Source organism: Caballeronia sp. KNU42 (assembly GCF_053760385.1).
Window position 1 is genome coordinate 1,658,397 of sequence record NZ_CM132390.1, and the last position, 18,191, is coordinate 1,676,587.

Here is an 18,191-nt window from a genome sequence, read left to right on the forward strand (position 1 = left end):
GTTCTTGCGTTAGCGGTCTTAGTCATTGCCGGGTTGCTGCTTTCAAGGTTAGTGGTCTGCTTAGGTTAGCTAATTTCTTTATCACTATTAGCCACTGCGCGTGGCGGCGCGTCATTTCTTTGTCCAAAGCGACAAAGAAACGAAGCAAAGAAAGCGCTTTCAAAACGAGGGCTCATAAGTTGACCTAGCGTGCAGCCTCCACGTTTTTGGCACCCCAAAAGCACGGTGCTCGCAAGAGCCACGGATGTGTGAAACCCTCCTTCTCCGAACACGGATACCCACACGCTTCGCCACCAGTGACTGAACCTGCCCAAGGGGCACCCCGCGCTATCCGCGAACAACCATCTTCCGAATTTGTACGCACGCCGAACCACGTCGCCAACCCACCACGAAACAAGTTGCTCGGATAGATGAGGCCTTACCAGCAAAAAAACCGGGGCCGATCATGCCGACCAAGCAGCTAAACTGCGAAGAGCCGCGGCATCAAACAGACGTGAGGCCGTGCGGGTTTTCTTGGCAATGGTGCTTGCCCGAGAGCGTACGGGGCGAAGCGTGTTCGTGTCAGGATTCGCGAGAAGGAGGGGTTCACACATCCGTGGCTCTTGCGAGCACCGTGCTTTGGGGTGCCAAAAACGTGGAAACTGCACGCTGGGTCAACTTATGAGCCCGCGTTTTGAAAGCGCTTTCTTTGCTTCGTTTCTTTGTCGCTTTGGACAAAGAAATGACGCGCCGCCACGCGCAGTGGCTAATAGTGATAAAGAAATTAGGCAACCTAAGCAGACCACTAAGCTAAGCAGCAGCCACCCGGCAATGACTCAGACCGCTAACGCAGGAACCTAGCCACCCGGCAATGACCCCGACCGCTAACGCAGGAACCTAGCCACCCGGCATTGACTCCGACCGCTAACCCTTGAACATAGCACCTCGGCACTGACCCCAACCGCTACCCCTGGCACCCCGAACCACCCCCGTCCGACCCCCTCCCGTCCTACACCATCCTCAACAACCGCATCCTCATCTTCTTCACGGCGACTCCGATCTCGTCCGACTCGATCCCGCCATACCCGAAGATCAGCCCTTCCTGCATGGGCTGGTTCATGTAAAACGCCGAGATCCCATACAAGCCAATAGACGCATCAAGAGCGCCACCGCTCAGGTGCTTCTCCTTCAATGATCCCTTCAATCGCGCTGTCATGTGAATTCCCGCCGCAGGAATCAGCGGCTCGAACCATTGCGCAAGTTCGTTTTGCAGAGACGAAACAAGCGTCCTCCGCCTATCCTCGTAGTGCTTATGCATCCGCCGCAAATGCTTGGCGAAGTCGCCGTCGAGCATGAACTTGGCCAGCGCCGCTTGCGTCAGCGAGCAGCTATGCCAATCGCTTATCTGCTTGGCTTTCTGGATGGCCTCATTCAACGACGCCGGCGGCAACACATAACCCACCCGCAACTCAGGAAAGATCGTCTTCGAGAACGTGCCGACATAAGCCACCAGACCGGCTCGGTCGAGACTCTTGAGCGGTTCCACCGGCCTGCCTTCAAAGCGGAACTCGCCGTCATAGTCATCCTCAATAATGACCGCGCCCTGGCGCTGCGCCCACTCGAGCAGCGCCACGCGACGCTCGAGACTCATCGGCATGCCAAGCGGGAACTGATGCGACGGCGTCACATAGACAAGCCGGGCCCTCCTGGGCAATTGCTCGACAATCAAACCGTGGTCGTCAACGGGCACGCCGATTATCTTCGCGCCCGCCGCCGCGAACGCCGCACGCGCGGGCGGATATCCCGGTTCCTCAACCGCGACCACATCGCCGGGACGAAGCACCACGCGTGCAATAAGATCGATCGCCTGCTGCGCGCCTTGCGTGACAATGACGTCCTGCCAGTTGCTTGCCACGGCGCGGCTAAAGGCCAGGTAACGCGATACAGCGAGACGCAGTTCCTGTTCGCCTGCTGGATCGCGATACTGTCCTCGTCCGCGTGCCTGCAATCGCAATGCATGATTAATGCAGCGACGCCACGTGTCGAAGGGGAACAGGCGCTTGTCAGTCACGCCGCCTAAAAAATCGTACAGGAAGGGCACGTCGTGCCGGGGCATCGAAAGCTGAACGGGCATCGACGACCAGATCGCCTGCATCCTTGCCTGATGCTTCATTGCGTCGGCGGGATGCGTCGGAACACGGATCAATCCATCAGCCACGAACGTGCCGTCGCCGGGACGCGAACGAAGATACCCTTCCGTGGTGAGGCGTTCGAAGACATCGAGCGTGGTCTTGCGCGAGACGCCAAGTTGCGTCGCCAGATCGCGCGTGGAGGGCAGGCGTTCGCCCGCCACCAGCCGACCTTCGACAATACCGCTGCGCAACTGGCGATAGATCTGTCCGCTCAAGTCCTCACGGCCGCGAATGGTTACGTGGATTTCCATAGAGCCGGTATCCTCGACTATGACCAATTCACGGATTCTGACATACCAGTGCGATCATTGACCGTCGAACATTCGACCCTTGATTTTTACAGTTTGCTGACACCATGGCTCTTGGTATTAAATCAATCTTGACAGTATCTGACTTGTCAAATAATATGCTGTTCATCACCGGAGGCAGCGATGAACCACTACGGCAAGCAAAACTATCGTCCGACTCAAAGCATTGGTTTCATGATCAACAAAGCGCGCAACATCCTGACAGTCGAGATGGATGCGGCACTGAAGGACCTCGATATCTCCAGTCAGCAGATGGGCATCCTGATGTCGCTGGCGCTCGGTGAGGCCGCAACGCCGTTCGAATTGTCGAAGGCGCTGGGGATCGATACCGGTCTGATGACGCGCATGCTCGACAAGCTCGAAGCGAAGGAATTGCTGCAGCGCTCGCGCAGCCTTGAAGATCGCCGTGTCGTGAACCTTACGTTGACGACAAAGGGTGAGGAGGTCGCCGCCCAGGTTCCGGAAGTCGCACCGAATGTGTTGAACGCGCACCTGAAGAATTTCAACAAGGCCGAGTTCGAAGAATTGCGCCGCCTGCTTCGTAAATTTCTTGGTGAGTAGGTGAGGCGAATAAGTAAGCCGAATAAGTAAGCGGAATGAGTCAGCCATTTTTTTTGTCCAATTATCTGACAGGTCAGAAAATGAAATCACAGTTAAATCGGAAGTCGATCGGTTCGAGAGCATTGAGCGTGGGTGTATCGGTGATGTTTGCCGCGGTGCTGTCGGCGTGCGCGAACTACGCGGGCATCCACAGCGACCAGCAGATGGCCCAGCCGCAATCGTACGAGACGACCCAAAGCATTCCGTCTGAAAGCGGTCATTGGCCGGCAGCCGGTTGGGCCGATCAGTTCGGTGACGCGCAGCTGAAAGCGCTGATTGCAGAAGCGTTGAAGAACAGCCCGACCCTCGATCAGGCACGTGCACGGGTTGCATCGGCCAATGCTTATAGCGAAACCGCGAAGTCCAACACCATGCCGAAGGTCGGCGCGGACTATTCGATGACCCGCCAGCAATATTCAGGCACCGCGCTCGTGCCGCCGCCTTACGCAGGTTCGTGGCAGACCGAAAACAAGCTGCTCGCGTCCGCTTCTTACGACCTCGATCTGTGGGGCAAGAATCGTGAAGCGCTGAAGGCGGCGGTGTCGCAAACACAGGCAAGCGAAGCGGATGCCGAAGTGGTGAAGCTGACGCTGACCACATCGATTGCTCGTGCTTATAACCAGCTTGCGCGGCTTTACGATCAGCGCGATATCGCCGTCAAGGAAGTCGCGCAACGCGATCAGATTGAACGGATTGCAGCGGGCCGGATCGCGACCGGGCTGGACACGGAAGTCGAGCGCAAGACGGCGCAGGCGAACGTCGCGACAAGCCATGCATCCCTGAGCGCGCTAGACGGCCAGATTCTCACGACGCGCTATCAGATCGCCGCGTTGCTTGGCGCAGGCCCGGATCGCGGCTTGACGATCCAGCGCCCGGCGCTTGGCGTGGGGGACGAGGTGCTGCTTCCCGACAACCTGCCGGCCGATCTCGTGAGCCGCCGGCCCGACCTGGTGGCGGCACGCTGGCGCGTGGACGCCCTCACACATGATGTGAAGGAAGCGAAGGCGGAGTTCTATCCGGACATCAACCTGAGCGCATCGATTGGCCTGGACGCATTCGGCTTCGGCCGCTTGCTGACGGCCGCGAGCAGGACCGCAACAGCGGGTCCCGCAATCCACTTGCCAATCTTCGATGCCGGCGCATTGCGCGCTCAACTCAAAGGCCGTTACGCCGATTTCGATTACGCGGTTGCGACCTACGACCAGACGCTCGTCACCGCGCTAAGCGATGTCGCGACGCAACTCGCGCAGATCCGCTCCACCGATGCACAACTCGTCGATGCACAAACCGCGCAGGAAGCCGCGCATCGCGCCGATGAACTCGCGATCATCCAGTACAAGGGCGGCCTCACCAATCAACTGACCGTGCTCAACGCCGACACGAACGCGTTGTCGGCCGACCAGAGCGTGGTCGATCTGAAAATGAACCGTCGTGACCAGCAGATCGCACTTGCTGCGGCGCTCGGCGGCGGTTATGTGGACACAAGCGTGGACACAAGCGTCGGCACCAGCAGCGCTACCAGCACACCTTCGTCTTCACAATCTGTTGCCGCGCGCTGAGCCGGCACGCCACGGACCCGTCAGGAGAATTAAAAATGAGCGATACCATCCAGTCCGACCGCGCGGCGGTGGATTCAAACGCAGCAGCCAAGGGTGCTTTACCTCAAGAGGCCGCACCGCGCACGAAACGCAAGCTGCTGCTTTCCTTGCTCGGCGCAGCAATCGTCGTCTCGGCCGCAGGCTACGGTGCGTATTACTACACCGATGCGCGCTTCTACCAGTCGACGGACGACGCCTACGTGAGCGGCAATCTCGTGCAACTCACGCCGCAAGTCAGCGGTACGGTGGTCGCGGTGAACGCTGACGATACGCAGATCGTCAAGGCCGGCGACCCGGTCGTCACACTCGACCCGGCCGATGCAAGAATTGCACTCGGCAACGCGGAAGCCACGCTTGGCCGGACCGTGCGAGAAGTGAGCAGCCTCTACGTGAACAATGACTTCTATGCGGCGGGCATCGCTCAACGCGAGTCGGATCTCGCCCGCGCCAACTCGGATCTGCAACGCCGTCAGGCCGTGGAGAACACCGGGGCGGTGTCCGCCGAAGACGTGTCGCATGCGCGCGATGCCGTCAAGAGCGCACAAGCCTCACTCGACGCCATACGCCAGCAAGCTGAAGCGAACCATGTGCTCACCGACCGCACGTCGATCGAACAACATCCTGACGTCCAGGCCGCTGCAAGCAAGCTTCGCGATGCCTACCTGAGTTATGCCCGCAACACCTTGCCCGCGCCGGTGACGGGCTACGTCGCGCGCCGTTCGGTGCAGGTCGGGCAGCGTGTCGCTCCGGGCACGCCGCTGATGGCGATCGTGCCGCTCGATGGTGTCTGGGTCGACGCCAACTTCAAGGAGGGGCAGTTGCGGCGCATGAGGATTGGTCAGCCGGTCACGTTGAGCGCCGATGTCTATGGTTCGAGCGTCAAGTATCACGGCCGCGTGGTGGGCTTTTCCGCAGGCACGGGCAGCGCGTTTGCCGTGCTGCCTCCACAGAACGCGACAGGCAACTGGATCAAGGTCGTGCAGCGTTTGCCGGCACGTATCCAGCTTGACCCGCGTGAGCTTGAACAGCATCCGCTGCGCATTGGCTTGTCGATGGACGTCGAGGTTGAAACGCGTGATGAATCCGGTACGCAACTGGCTGCTGCCACCAACACGTCTTATAAGACCGATGTATTCGAGCAATACGGCGCACAAGCCGATGCAGAGATCGCCAAGGTGATCGCCGACAATATGCCAATAGCCGCTCCCAAGACTGTAGCGAAGCGCGATCAAGCCGAACTCCATCGCGCCGGCTAAGCGGTTTTCTTTTAACCAAATATCTGACAAGTCAGATTTAGTGTGTCCTTGGGAGCAGCCATGAATACGTCGTCTCAGTCCGGCGCGCTCGCGCCACTCACCGGCGGGAAGTTGGCGCTTGCCACGCTCGCCGTTGCACTTGCCACGTTCATGAACGTGCTGGATTCGTCGATTGCGAATGTTGCGATCCCGACCATCTCGGGCAACCTGGGCGTCTCGGTCGATGAAGGCACGTGGGTCATTACCCTGTTCGCCGCGGCCAACGCCATTTCGATCCCGCTGACCGGCTGGCTCACGCAGCGGGTCGGGCAGGTGAAGCTGTTCGTGTGGGCGATCCTGTTGTTCGTGGTGTCTTCATGGATGTGCGGCCTCGCGCCCAACCTTCCCGTGCTGCTTGGCGCGCGGATTCTGCAAGGCGCGGTCGCCGGCCCGCTGATCCCGCTCTCGCAGGCCATCCTGCTTGGTTCATATCCGAAGGAAAAGAGCTCGCACGCGCTGGCGTTGTGGGCCATGACCGCGACGGTAGGCCCGATCGTCGGACCGGCGCTGGGTGGCTGGATCACCGATAGCTACTCGTGGTCGTGGATCTTCTACATCAACATTCCGGTGGGCCTGTTTGCAGCCGGCGTGACGTGGGCGATCTACCGGACGCGCGAGACGCCGGTGAAGCGGATCCCCATCGACAAAGTGGGCCTGATCTCGTTGATCGCGTGGGTCGGCTCGTTGCAGATCATGCTCGATAAAGGCAAGGACCTCGACTGGTTCACCTCGCCGGTGATTGTCGCGTTGGGGCTCTTTGCGTTGATCAGCTTCGTGTTTTTCATGATCTGGGAGTTGACGGAAAAAAATCCGATCATCAATCTCCGGCTCTTCAAGGGACGTAATTTCCTGGGGGGAACCGTCGCGATTTCAGTCGCGTATGCGCTCTTCTTCTCGAACCTCGTGATCTTGCCGACGTGGATGCAGCAGTACCTGAACTACCGTTCCGTCGATGCCGGTCTTGCTACCGCACCGCTGGGTATCTTTGCCGTGTTGCTGACGCCGGTGATGGCCAAGATCATGCCGAAGAGCGACGCACGGGTGCTTGCCACGCTGGCTTTTCTCGGTTTTGCCGGCGTGTTTTTCATGCGTTCGTTTTACACGACGGGCGTCGATACCTGGACCCTGGTCCTTCCGACCTTGCTGCAAGGCGTGCCTACCGCGCTGTTTTTCGTGCCGCTGACGGCGATCATCTTGTCGGGCTTGCCGGCGGACAAGATACCCGCTGCCGCGGGGCTGTCGAACTTCACGCGGGTCTTCGCGGGCGCCGTTGGAACGTCGCTCGTGAGTACCGGCTGGAACGACCGGACGATCCTGCATCACGCTCAGCTGGCTGAACAAACGAGTGTCAATAGTCCGAACTTCGTCGCGAGTATCGCTGCATTGCAGAACACGCTTGGAGGAAGCGCGGCGCAAGCAATGGCGTTCTTCGAATCATCGCTCAACACGCAGGCTGCGATGCTTGGACTGAACGATATCTTCTGGTTGTCGGCGGTCATTTTCATCGCGATCATCCCGCTTATCTGGATCACCAAGCCGAGCAAGGATGGTGCGGCAGCGGCCGCTGGAGCAGGGGGGCACTAGGTTTGAAGCCGGCGGGCCCGGCAGGAGTACGGGTGTCACGTTGAAAAAAACGGCCTTCTCTGTCCGGTTGAATCCGAAGAGAGAAGGCCGTGTGCTGCAAGAAACGCTTGGGAGCGCACCCCTCAAGCGTTAAATCAACATTTAGAACTTGTGCGTGATGCCAACAATGGCTGCCAACTGGTGGTTGTTGGACGAGTAGGACGATCCGCTGAAGTCCGCTACAGCCTGCTTGCCCGTCGAATCCACACCCGAAGCCGTTTCGAAGAAGCCGGTTGCGTAGAGCGTCGTACGCTTGGACAGCGAGTAGATGGTGCCCAGGTTGAACTGGTTGTACTTGGCGCTGCCAACGCCGTCGGCGCCGCTGTTATGCGTGTAGATGTAGGCGCCGGCCACCGTAAGAGCCGGGGTCAACGCGTACTTCACGTTCAGTTCGCCCGAATTGAACGTAGCGGTGCCGCCGTTGTACTTGGTGCCGTAGCTGCCGATTGCATTGACCTGACCGAGGTTCTGGAACTGCGTGTTCGAGTACAGCAGGGCGATCGTCGCCGATCCCAGCACGTACGAACCGCCGGCCGTGATGATCTGCTGCGAGCCTGCCGACGCGTAGCCGCCGTAAATACGGCTTGCCATGTTGTTGGTGCCGCCCGCGGCTGAAGTCGGCGTCGACGAGTTGCCCTGGTTGCCGAACGTCGCGTAGTACGGGTCCTTGGTGAAGTTGTAGCTCACGCCAAGTTTGAGCGGGCCGTTCAGGTACGACACGGCCGCATCGGTGACTTCGTTCCTCGAGAACTGGCCGGCCTGGCCGCCCAGGCTGTACAGGACGCCGACCGTCAGGCCACGGTAGTTCGGGCTCGTGTACTTGATCGCGTTCTGGATGCGGTTCGACGTATCCACGTTATCCACGTCGCCGGCGCGCGTACCGTAGCCGAGGCCCGATGCAGCCCAGTCGGCGCCGGATGCGAACGAGGACGTTGCGTCATTGCTCGCCGAGTACTGGCGGCCCAGCGTCACGGTACCGTAGGTACTGCTCGACAGGCCGACGAAGGCCTTGCGGCCGAACTCCAGGCCGCCCTGGCTCAGTGCGCCGGTGCCGATGGTATAACCGTTTTCAAGGGTGAAGATTGCCTTGAGGCCGCCACCCAGATCTTCGGAACCCAGCAAGCCCCAGCGCGATGAATTGGCGCTCGACAGACCGTACATCTTGCTGCCCTTGATGTTGTTGTTGAAGAGAAAGCCGGCGTCGGCAAGGCCGTACAGGGTGACGCTGCTTTGTGCGTGTGCGACGCCGGACAATGCTCCGATAGCAAGGATGGCAGCCGTGGTCTTTTGGATTTTCATTTTGTTGTGCTTCAGTTGGTAAAAGAAGAAATATGCTATTTGATGGGGCCGGAAAGTCCCACCGATGTTTGATTGTTTGGTTATTCCGTTTCTTTCTAAAGCGACATATCGAAAATTCATATGGCCGAAATAATTAGTATCCCAAACCGTCCAACATGGGATCGATCCGGTCACAAGCAGGTGAATCGCCCTGTATCCATCGGTGTGTAAGGGTTTCGAAGGGTAAAGAACGACCGGCTCGACGAACCTTAAAGGGGTCCGATTTCATTTGTGTGAAATGGTACTTAGCTTCGTGGCACACGCGACATTCAATTCGTATGCGTATTATTTGAACAACAATCTATTGAAAGGCTCGCAATTTGGAGCAAATTCAGGCTTGTCTGCGCCAGGCAGATATTTACGCAGAACCTTAAGCGCGAGATGAGCGCTTTATGCAAAGGCCGGAGAAACCTTTGTCATTTCATGCAAGCAGCGAGGGTCGCCGTTATCAGATGACGCCGGTTCGAGCGCATGTCGGCGAGCTGCCTTTTCATGTCCAGCGCTGCTGGCGTATGAGCATCGCCTTCGCGCAGTGCGACGCTGGCTGAGAGAATATGGAGCTCGGGCGATGCGATCGACTGGCGCATCGCGCTAGAGAAAGCCAGTGGGTTCGAGTTGTTTCGCGCGCAGCAGGGGCACGGCTGGCGCGAGCGGTAACACGTTGGTTTTCGCTCGCGCCGGTGGTTGTTTGCGACTACTTCGTTTTCAATGCCCCGTTCTAGACCCCAGCCCGAGTCATGGACGCACTCTTCGCAGGCAGCACAGCCGACAGTACGACGGTCAGGACAATATTGACTGCCAGCGCGAGCACGCCGATATAAACCGGATACGTGGCATCCCCCAGATGAAGGGCGTAGATAGGCTTGATGCCTTGCATAAATGCGAGCGTGGTTCCCAGGCCAATACCCGCTATCCAGCCAATAAATAGCGCGGGCAGCTTGAGCCAGCGCGTATAGAGCGAAAAGACCACCGCGGGAAACGTTTGCAAGATCCAGACGCCGCCAAGCAATTGCAGGTCGATTGCGAACTGCGTTGGCAGGAAAATGATGAACACCAGCGCGCCCAGCTTCACGGCCAGCGAGACCACTTTCGCATTACTGGCTTCCTGCGAGGGAGTGATATTCGGCTGGATCAGCGGCTTCCACAAATTGCGCGTGAACAGATTGGCCGACCCTATCGACATGATGGCGGCAGGGACCAGCGCGCTGATCGCAATCGCGGCGGCAGCAAAGCCGACGAACCACGACGGGAACAATTTGAGGAACAACGCAGGCACCACATCGGTCGCCGACGTCACCTTCACGCCCGCCGCAATCGCCATGTAACCGAGAAGCGCAATCAGGCCCAGCAGCAGCGTGTAAGCGGGCAGGGCGATAGCATTCTGCTTGATCGTCCTGGCGCTTTTCGAACTCAGCACGCCCGTCAGAGTATGCGGATACATGAAGGCCGCCATTGCCGACCCGAATGCCAGCGATGCATAGGCCGTGAACTGGCTAGCCTTGAGCGTGATGCCCGTCGCACCGCCTTTAGCGGTGAAGAAGTGATCCGCGGCGTCGAATACTGACGCATAGCCGCCCAGCTTGCTGGGAATCAGCCAGATCGCCGCGATCACCACGATGTAGATCATGATGTCTTTAACAAACGCGATCATGGCCGGTGCGCGCAAGCCGCTTGCATACGTGTACACGGCGAGGATCACGAAAGCGACGACCAGCGGCAGCTCGCCGGTCACCCCCAGGCTCTTGATCACCACCTGCATGCCGACGAGTTGCAGCGCGATATAAGGCATGGTCGCGACAATCCCAGTCAGCGCGATGGCCGCTGCAAACCAGCGTCCGCCATAGATGCCCTGCACGAAGTCGGCCGCCGTGATGTGGTTGCTCTTCTGACAGGCCGACCACAACTTTGGCATCACTGCGAAGACGAAGGGATAGACGATGATGGTGTAAGGCAGCGCGAAAAATCCATAGGCGCCGACCGCATAAACCAGCGCGGGCACCGCGATGACGGTGTATGCAGTATAGAAATCGCCGCCCACCAGGAACCACGAAATGACGGCGCCAAACTGCCGGCCGCCCAGACCCCATTCGTGCAATTGGGTCAGGTCGCCCGCCTTCCAGCGTGCGGCGAAAAAGCCAAGCACCGTGACCAGTGCAAAAAATCCAAGGAATACGAGACCGGAGGTCCAGTTGAATGTCGTCGGCATTATCGGACCCACCTATAAACCACGTATAGAATCAACGACGTCAGCGGCACCCACAACAACTGGTACCAATAGAAAAACGGGAAACCCATCAACGAGGGGTGCGTTTCGTTATAAAAAGGCAGCCACAATAAGGCCACGTAGGGAATCAACAGCAACAGCGTGCCCGCTGTGCGCGCTCTGCCGGGGATGCTTTCTGAGCTCATATCAATCTCCTGGATTCAGTTTCTTCTGGAACTGGAGCCGGAGTATTGGTGGAATTTCTTGAGCCGCCTTCCGTAGTAATACGTAGAAGCGTGTGCATCAATCAAGCGGGGCAAGCAACGCTTGGCGCAGAGCGCATCGATCGATCGTCAAGCGCGGAATCACCCTACGTATTACTACGCAGACCCGGAGCCGCTTAAGAACTCCCGGCGCTCCGATGGCACAATCCGAACCGGGCGGCCCGTTTGTCCGCCGGTCTAACTTCTACGCGGAACCTTTTGGATGCGACTCTCTTTGCACGGAATGAGGCGTAAGTGGCTGGTGCTCGCTCTTCTGCCGTTCATCGGAGCAATGGCGACGATCGCTGTCGCGGTGTCCTTGCAAGCCAGCGCCTTGTCGACTTCGGAGCAGCGCGCCATTGCGGCCGCTTACCGAAGCAGCAAGGAAGTCGAGCTCAAGAATTATGTTGCGCTAGCCGAAAGCGCGGTCGCGCCGTTGTACAACTCCGGCCGTGACGATCCTGACACACGCGCCCAGGTGCTGGCGGTATTGTCGAAACTGGAGTTCGGTAACGACGGCTATTTCTTCGTCTACGACCTGCAAGGCAATCTGCTGATGCACCCCCGCCAGTCGGAGCTCGTCGGGACCAATCTATGGTCCATGCACGATCCTAATGGCGCGCTGACTATTCAGTCTCTATTGAAAAAGGCGAGGAACGGCGGCGGTTTCGTGGAATATTTGTGGGAGCGTCCATCGACTCATAAGCTCGAATCCAAGTTAGGTTACGTCGTGACATTCGAACGGTGGGGATGGATGGTCGGTACCGGCATCTACCTGGACGACGTCAACATGGCGCTCTTGCAAACCGGCCGGCAGGCATCTTCCAATATTCGTCACACCCTGTTCCTCATCGGGCTAATCGGTGCACTGGGCATGGGCTTCATTTGCGCGTGCGGCATCGCATTGAACGTGACCGATCACCGCAGCTCGGACGCGCAACTGAAGATCATGGCCCGCCAGGTGGTCGAATCGCAGGAGGCGGAAAGAGGCCGGCTCTCACGTGAGCTTCACGACGGCATCAGCCAGATGCTCGTGTCGATCAAGCTATTGCTGGAATCGGCGCTTGCGCTCAAGCCGTCGAACTCGGATCGAAACGATGCAAGCGGGCCACCCATACACAATGCGCTGGCCCAAACCAATCGAACGCTGGCCGAAATCAGGCAGATCTCTCACGATCTGCGCCCGGCCATGCTGGACGATCTCGGCTTGGGCGCCGCGCTTCGCCAGCTGGCGTTCGAGTTCAACGAAACGGGCAAGACGCCTCACACGAATATTGCGGTTGATGCCGCGTCAAGCGACGCGCATCCGTTGCCCGACGCGGTGAATACGGCGCTGTTTCGCGTGGCGCAGGAAGCGCTGACGAATATCCAGCGTCATGCGCATGCATCCAGCGCTCGCATAACGCTGGCCTGCGCGCCGGGCCAGGTGATCCTGACCATAGCCGATGATGGCATCGGTTTTGGTTACGACGCTGTACAGTCCGATCCCCGTCGAGGAATCGGACTGCGCAATATGCGCGAGCGTGTGGAGTCGCTCAACGGCACTTTCGTGATTCAATCGCGACAGGGAGAAACCGAGCTGAAAGCGGTCATCCCTGTCGACCTTCCTTCAACCGCATCGGGCCGCGCCAGGACATGACAGGCACTATCGACATTTTGCTAGTAGACGATCATCAGCTTGTGCGCGACGGTCTGAGGCTGCGTCTGGATGCAATAGAAGGTTTTCGAGTAGTGGGCGAGGCGAGCAATATGCCTGACGCGCTAAGCGCGATCGAGCGTCTCGGGCCGCATCTGGTCTTGACCGACCTGAGCATGAAAGGCGGCAGCGGAGTGGCGCTCACGCGGGAAATCCGGGCGCGTCGACCGGAGATGCATGTCCTCGTTTTATCGATGCACAACAATGCGGAATATATGGCCGAGGCGAGGGCGGCAGGCGCGAGCGGGTACGTATTGAAAGATGCACCTGCCACGGAAATCATCGCGGCTATTTACACCATCCTGGGTGGTGGCGCCTACTTCAACGACCACCTCAAGCAGACTGCCTCGCTCCCTATAAAAGGTCTCGCACTCGAGTCCGTTCGCTACCTGCAGATGAAAAAATTGACGCCTCGCGAGCAAGAGCTGCTGCGAGACATAGCAGACGGATTGTCAAACAAGCAGATCGCAGTGTTGCACGAGCTTTCAATTCGGACGGTGGAGACACACAGGATGTCCATCAAGAGAAAACTGGAGATTGAAGGCCAGGCGGAACTCATCAAATTTGCCGTCGAGTTTTTCAAACACTAGTTGTGGCGGTGTAGGGCCAACGCCGGATAGCCTGTGCGTCGGCAAGCGTTCGACGTTCCTTAATCCGCCAGACCCTCAAGCAACTCAACCGCAAGCCCGGCTGGCGTCGCTGCAATGCCATTCGCACTTGAGCCTAGGGGCGCACCGGCCAGGTCGGTGACCTGACCTCCGGCTTCCCGAACCAGCAGCGCACCCGCCATCCAGTCGTATAAATCGTTACCTGTTTCCCAATAAGCATCCAGCCGTCCCGCGGCCACATAAGCCAACTGCAGCGACGCTGACGCCATCTGCCGCACGACAAACACACGCCTGCACATTGCTCCAAGCAACGCAAGCGATCGATGGTGTTCATCCTCGTCTCCGTATCCAAAAGGAGGCAATGCGGTGGCAACAACCGCAGCGCGCAACTCCGACTTTCCCGATACCCGCAAGGGCGCTCCGTCGAGCGTCGCCCCGCCGGATTCCGTCGCGACGAAAAGCTCACGCGCCGATGGATCGTAGACGATTGAAAAGACCGGACGGCCTTCGCTGATCAAAGCCAGCGAGCTGGACCATAGCGGCAATCCCTGAAGATAGTGATACGCGCCGTCAATTGGGTCATAGACCCAGTACGGACTCGCAGCAGCTTCATCGGGCTTGTCCGGCTGGGCCTCCGAACTGGACCATGCAATGTCGGGATAGTGCCGCCTAAGTGCCGTTCGCATGACCGTCGTGGCCCACGTGCTTGCCTGAGTGACACGTTGTATAAGCTGGTTGACCGTCTCGTCCGGCTCGGGCGGCGTGGCCAATGCGGCTAGTTGATCAGTAACACCACGGATCAATGCGGAACAAATATGAGGATCGCTAATTATCATGAGATCAAGTGGAAGTTCAAAGGAGGCTTGGCAAGCCAAAAAGAAATCGGTCAAAACATTCGGCGAAACAGTCTTCCAAACGTTTGATAGATAATACGAGCACAAGCTCACATCGGCTACTCGCATTCCTGACATGACGCCACCGCGCTCCGCTACCCGCCTGAACCCCAGAAAACAACCGGCTCAGCCACGTTCGAGCCGAACTGTGGGCGTCATCCTCGAAGCGGCTGCTCGCATTCTGGAGGAGCAGGGTTTCGACGGTTACACGACCAATTCAATTGCCGAGCGAGCGGGCGTGAGTATCGGCTCGTTGTACCAGTACTACCCCGGTAAGGACGCCATTACCATCGCGCTGATCGAGCAGGAGTCCGCCGTCTTGCTGGACGCCATGACGAAGGCGGCTCGCATGGACGACTGGGCAAACGCGCTTAGGTCAATGATTCGCGGGGCGACGGAGCATCAGCTCACACGTCCGAAACTCGCTCGCCTGCTCGATTTCGAGGAGGCACGATTGCCGTTTCCGGCGCATGCCGTGCGTGTCGGCAGCTCCATTCATTCGGCAATTGCCGAGGTGCTGAAGAAACGGCCGGAGTGTTCGCAAGAGGACGTCGACGTCCTCGCCTACGACATCCTGGCGATCACCCGAGGACTGACCGATTCCGCCGGCGAGCGCGGTGAAACGGACATCGAAGAACTGGAACGCCGCGTGACCCGCGCGGTCTTCGGCTACCTGGAACGGCCGCAAGAACGACCGTAAGACGGCCATAAGCCAGTCGCACGCAATCCCTCAGCTTATTCATCTGCTGCATCTCTCGCGCACACGCCTGCGCCAGCCGTTTCACCCTCCCGGTTCGTTGCAGGACGGGCTCAACCGCGCGATCCACGCCTGACTCCGTTTCCCCAAATCCATCCAAACGCGCATCTAATATTATGGAATACCATAATATTGAAACGCTTGATTTGCGACATTCGTTGGAATACCGTAATACCAGCCGCAACGTTCAAGCGGTCGACACGAAGCGGGACGCGCTCGGCCAGACGCTCGAGTTCATCGCGCCCGCAGCAAGACGGACTGTTTTCCAGCATGTTTCCTGCACATAGGTCGATCATGAAATTCTCGCTGTTTCTCCACATGGAGCGTTACGACGCGCAGACGTCGCATCGGCAACTCTTCGACGAACTCACCGAACTTGTCCAGATCGCGGAAAAGGGCGGCTTCGAAACCGCGTGGGTCGGCGAGCATCACGCGATGGAATTCACGATCGCGCCGAACCCGTTCATCAACCTTTCGTACCTTGCAGCGCGCACCGAACGCATTCGTCTTGGCACCGGCACGGTGATCGCACCGTTCTGGCACCCGATCCGCCTTGCAGGTGAAGCCGGCATGGTCGATGTCGCGAGCAACGGGCGTCTCGACCTCGGCATCGCGCGCGGTGCGTATTCCTTCGAATACGAACGCCTGCTGCCAGGCCTCGACGCGTTCGGCGCCGGCGCACGGATGCGCGAGCTCGTGCCGGCATTGCAGAACCTGTTCAAGGGCGACTACGCGCATCAGGGCGAGTTCTGGTCGTGGCCTTCGACCACGCCGGTGCCGCGCCCGATCCAGCAGCCCAATCCGCCGATGTGGCTCGCCGCGCGTGACCCGAACTCGCATGAGTTCGCGGTGAGGAACGGCTGCCATGTGCAGGTCACGTCGCTGGCGGCGGGTGACGGTGAAGTGGTGAACCTGATGGACCGTTTCAACGCGGCCTGCAAGGCGAACCCCGACGTGCCGCGTCCGCAGATCATGATGCTGATGCACACCTTCGTGGGCGCGGATGCGGCGGAAGTCGACGCGGCTGTCGCGGACCTGAGCCGCTTCTATTGTTATTTCAGCAAGTGGTTCAAGAACGAGCGGCCGGTGAAGCAGGGGTTCATTGAACCGCTGACGGAAGCCGACATCGCTTCGTTCCCGCAGTACACCCCGGAGCAGATTCGCAAGAACCTGGTGATCGGCCAGGCCGCCGATGTCATCGACCGGTTGAAACAGTATGAAGAACTCGGCTTCGATCAATACAGCTTCTGGCTCGACAGCAACATGAGCTTCGAGCGCAAGCGCCGTTCGCTGGAACTGTTCATTGCCGACGTGATGCCCGCGTTCGACGCTCGCTAACCCGGAGCAGATCACATGTTGCGGACGTTCCAGCATTACATCGATGGCGAATTCAGCGACGCCTTGCAGAGCTTCGACAGCATCAATCCGGCGACCGGCGACGCGTGGGCGAGCATGCCCGCGGCTAGCGCGGCGGATGTCGACCGTGCAGTCAGAGCGGCCGACCGCGCGCTGTTCTCGGCAGAGTGGGCCAACCTGAATGCAAGCCAGCGCGGCAAGCTGTTGTATCGGCTCGCCGACCTCGTTGCGGCCAACGCGCAGGAGCTGGCTGAACTGGAAACCGCCGACACCGGCAAGATCATCCGCGAGACGCGCAGCCAGATTGGTTATGTCGCCGAGTATTACCGCTACTACGCGGGCGTCGCGGACAAGATTCAAGGGGCCTATCTTCCTGTCGACAAGCCCGACATGGAAGTGTTTCTTCGACGCGAACCGGTGGGTGTCGTGGCCGGAATCGTGCCGTGGAACTCGCAACTGTTTTTATCGGCGGTGAAGATTGGACCGGCGCTCGCGGCGGGTTGCACGATCGTCATCAAGGCGTCGGAAGAGGGCCCTGCGCCGCTGCTCGCATTTGCGCGACTGATTCACGAAGCAGGCTTTCCGGCAGGCGTAGTGAACATCCTGACTGGTTTCGGCGCTGATTGCGGTCATGCGCTCACCACGCATCCGCTGGTCGCGAAAATTGCGTTCACTGGGGGGCCTGAAACCGCGCGCCATATCGTGCGGAACTCGGCTGAGAACCTGGCTGCGACGTCGCTGGAACTGGGCGGTAAATCGCCGGTACTGGTCTTCGATGACGCCGACGTGGAAAGCGTCAGCAACGCAGTCATCGCCGGGATTTTTGCGGCCACGGGGCAGAGTTGCGTGGCGGGTTCGCGGCTCCTCGTGCAGAGCGGCATTCGCGAGCGGCTGCTGGCGAAACTGGTCGAGAAAGCGCGGGCCATCAAGATAGGCGATCCGCAAAACGTGGATACGGAAATGGGCCCGCTTGCGACAATCAAGCAGCGTGACCACATTGAATCGGTGCTGGCGGCAAGCCTCGCCGCAGGCGCAAAGCTGCTGACTGGCGGCCATCGTCCCGAAGGCATGGGCAACGGGTTTTACTTCGAGCCGACCATTGTCGAATGCGCGACTTCAGACGTGCCGAGCGTCGCGCAGGAACTGTTCGGCCCGGTGCTCAGCGTGATGAGTTTCGATACCGAAGAGCAGGCCATTGCGCTCGCAAACGACACGCGCTACGGCTTGGCCTCAGGCGTATTCACGCGCGACCTGACGCGCGCTCATCGGCTGACACGCAGGCTTCGCGCCGGCATCGTCTGGGTGAATACCTATCGCGCAGTCTCGCCAATCGTTCCGTTCGGCGGCTACCAGTTGAGCGGTCTCGGACGCGAAGGCGGTCTCGATGCCGTGCTCGACTACACCCGCACCAAATCCGTGTGGATCCGCACATCGGACGAGCCGATCGCCGATCCCTTCGTCATGCGTTGAAACAGATAGAGC

At 59.1% G+C, this 18,191-nt stretch carries 14 protein-coding genes; 9 read left to right on the plus strand and 5 right to left on the minus strand.

Annotated features, from left to right (window positions below; all coding sequences use genetic code 11):
• Positions 1-988: 988 nt before the first annotated feature.
• A complete protein-coding gene (gene pdxR / locus ACSOSP_RS38705) occupies positions 989-2,422 on the minus strand; it encodes a MocR-like pyridoxine biosynthesis transcription factor PdxR (RefSeq protein ID WP_455314290.1) in 1,434 nt (477 codons plus the stop codon).
• A gap of 180 nt (positions 2,423-2,602) precedes the next feature.
• Between pdxR and ACSOSP_RS38710 the strand changes: the two genes are divergently transcribed.
• The 4 genes from ACSOSP_RS38710 to ACSOSP_RS38725 all read left to right on the plus strand — a co-directional run bounded on the left by ACSOSP_RS38710 (position 2,603) and on the right by ACSOSP_RS38725 (position 7,556).
• On the plus strand, positions 2,603-3,040 hold the full coding sequence (locus ACSOSP_RS38710; RefSeq protein WP_455314291.1) for a MarR family winged helix-turn-helix transcriptional regulator: 438 nt from the start codon (positions 2,603-2,605) through the stop codon (positions 3,038-3,040).
• A gap of 80 nt (positions 3,041-3,120) precedes the next feature.
• A complete protein-coding gene (locus tag ACSOSP_RS38715; protein ID WP_455314292.1) occupies positions 3,121-4,638 on the plus strand; it encodes an efflux transporter outer membrane subunit in 1,518 nt (505 codons plus the stop codon).
• Positions 4,639-4,673: 35 nt separating this feature from the next.
• Complete coding sequence (locus tag ACSOSP_RS38720) at positions 4,674-5,933, plus strand: HlyD family efflux transporter periplasmic adaptor subunit (protein ID WP_455314293.1); 1,260 nt, start codon at positions 4,674-4,676, stop codon at positions 5,931-5,933.
• Between the two features lie 60 nt (positions 5,934-5,993).
• Entirely contained in the window at positions 5,994-7,556 is a 1,563-nt protein-coding gene (locus tag ACSOSP_RS38725) for a DHA2 family efflux MFS transporter permease subunit (protein WP_455314294.1), read from the plus strand.
• A 141-nt stretch (positions 7,557-7,697) separates the two neighbouring features.
• Here ACSOSP_RS38725 and ACSOSP_RS38730 read toward each other — a convergent pair whose 3' ends face one another.
• The 3 genes from ACSOSP_RS38730 to ACSOSP_RS38740 all read right to left on the minus strand — a co-directional run bounded on the left by ACSOSP_RS38730 (position 7,698) and on the right by ACSOSP_RS38740 (position 11,342).
• A complete protein-coding gene (locus tag ACSOSP_RS38730) occupies positions 7,698-8,894 on the minus strand; it encodes a porin (RefSeq protein WP_455314295.1) in 1,197 nt (398 codons plus the stop codon).
• A gap of 757 nt (positions 8,895-9,651) precedes the next feature.
• A complete protein-coding gene (gene mctP, locus ACSOSP_RS38735; RefSeq protein ID WP_455314296.1) occupies positions 9,652-11,139 on the minus strand; it encodes a monocarboxylate uptake permease MctP in 1,488 nt (495 codons plus the stop codon).
• Positions 11,139-11,342 carry a DUF3311 domain-containing protein gene (locus tag ACSOSP_RS38740; RefSeq protein ID WP_455314297.1) on the minus strand — a complete coding sequence of 68 codons (204 nt, stop codon included), beginning with the start codon at positions 11,340-11,342 and terminating at the stop codon, positions 11,139-11,141. The genes mctP and ACSOSP_RS38740 overlap by 1 nt, the downstream gene beginning before the upstream one ends.
• 280 nt (positions 11,343-11,622) lie before the next feature.
• Here ACSOSP_RS38740 and ACSOSP_RS38745 point away from each other — a divergent pair, with 280 nt between their 5' ends.
• Both ACSOSP_RS38745 and ACSOSP_RS38750 read left to right on the plus strand, forming a co-directional pair.
• Positions 11,623-13,038: a cache domain-containing protein gene (locus ACSOSP_RS38745; protein WP_455314298.1), complete on the plus strand. Its 1,416-nt coding sequence runs from the start codon at positions 11,623-11,625 to the stop codon at positions 13,036-13,038.
• Entirely contained in the window at positions 13,035-13,685 is a 651-nt protein-coding gene (locus ACSOSP_RS38750; RefSeq protein ID WP_455314299.1) for a response regulator, read from the plus strand. The genes ACSOSP_RS38745 and ACSOSP_RS38750 overlap by 4 nt, the downstream gene beginning before the upstream one ends.
• Before the next feature lie 59 nt (positions 13,686-13,744).
• On the opposite strand, the gene ACSOSP_RS38755 is transcribed toward ACSOSP_RS38750, so the two are convergent.
• Positions 13,745-14,389 (minus strand): inositol monophosphatase family protein, encoded by a 645-nt coding sequence (locus ACSOSP_RS38755; RefSeq protein ID WP_455314300.1) that lies wholly within the window; start codon positions 14,387-14,389, stop codon positions 13,745-13,747.
• A gap of 355 nt (positions 14,390-14,744) precedes the next feature.
• Between ACSOSP_RS38755 and ACSOSP_RS38760 the strand changes: the two genes are divergently transcribed.
• From ACSOSP_RS38760 to ACSOSP_RS38770, 3 genes are all read left to right on the plus strand, one after another.
• Positions 14,745-15,296 carry a TetR/AcrR family transcriptional regulator gene (locus ACSOSP_RS38760; protein WP_455314301.1) on the plus strand — a complete coding sequence of 184 codons (552 nt, stop codon included), beginning with the start codon at positions 14,745-14,747 and terminating at the stop codon, positions 15,294-15,296.
• A 351-nt stretch (positions 15,297-15,647) separates the two neighbouring features.
• On the plus strand, positions 15,648-16,691 hold the full coding sequence (locus tag ACSOSP_RS38765; protein WP_455314302.1) for an LLM class flavin-dependent oxidoreductase: 1,044 nt from the start codon (positions 15,648-15,650) through the stop codon (positions 16,689-16,691).
• 15 nt (positions 16,692-16,706) lie between these two features.
• Positions 16,707-18,179 carry an aldehyde dehydrogenase gene (locus ACSOSP_RS38770; RefSeq protein WP_455314303.1) on the plus strand — a complete coding sequence of 491 codons (1,473 nt, stop codon included), beginning with the start codon at positions 16,707-16,709 and terminating at the stop codon, positions 18,177-18,179.
• The last annotated feature ends 12 nt before the right edge of the window (positions 18,180-18,191 follow it).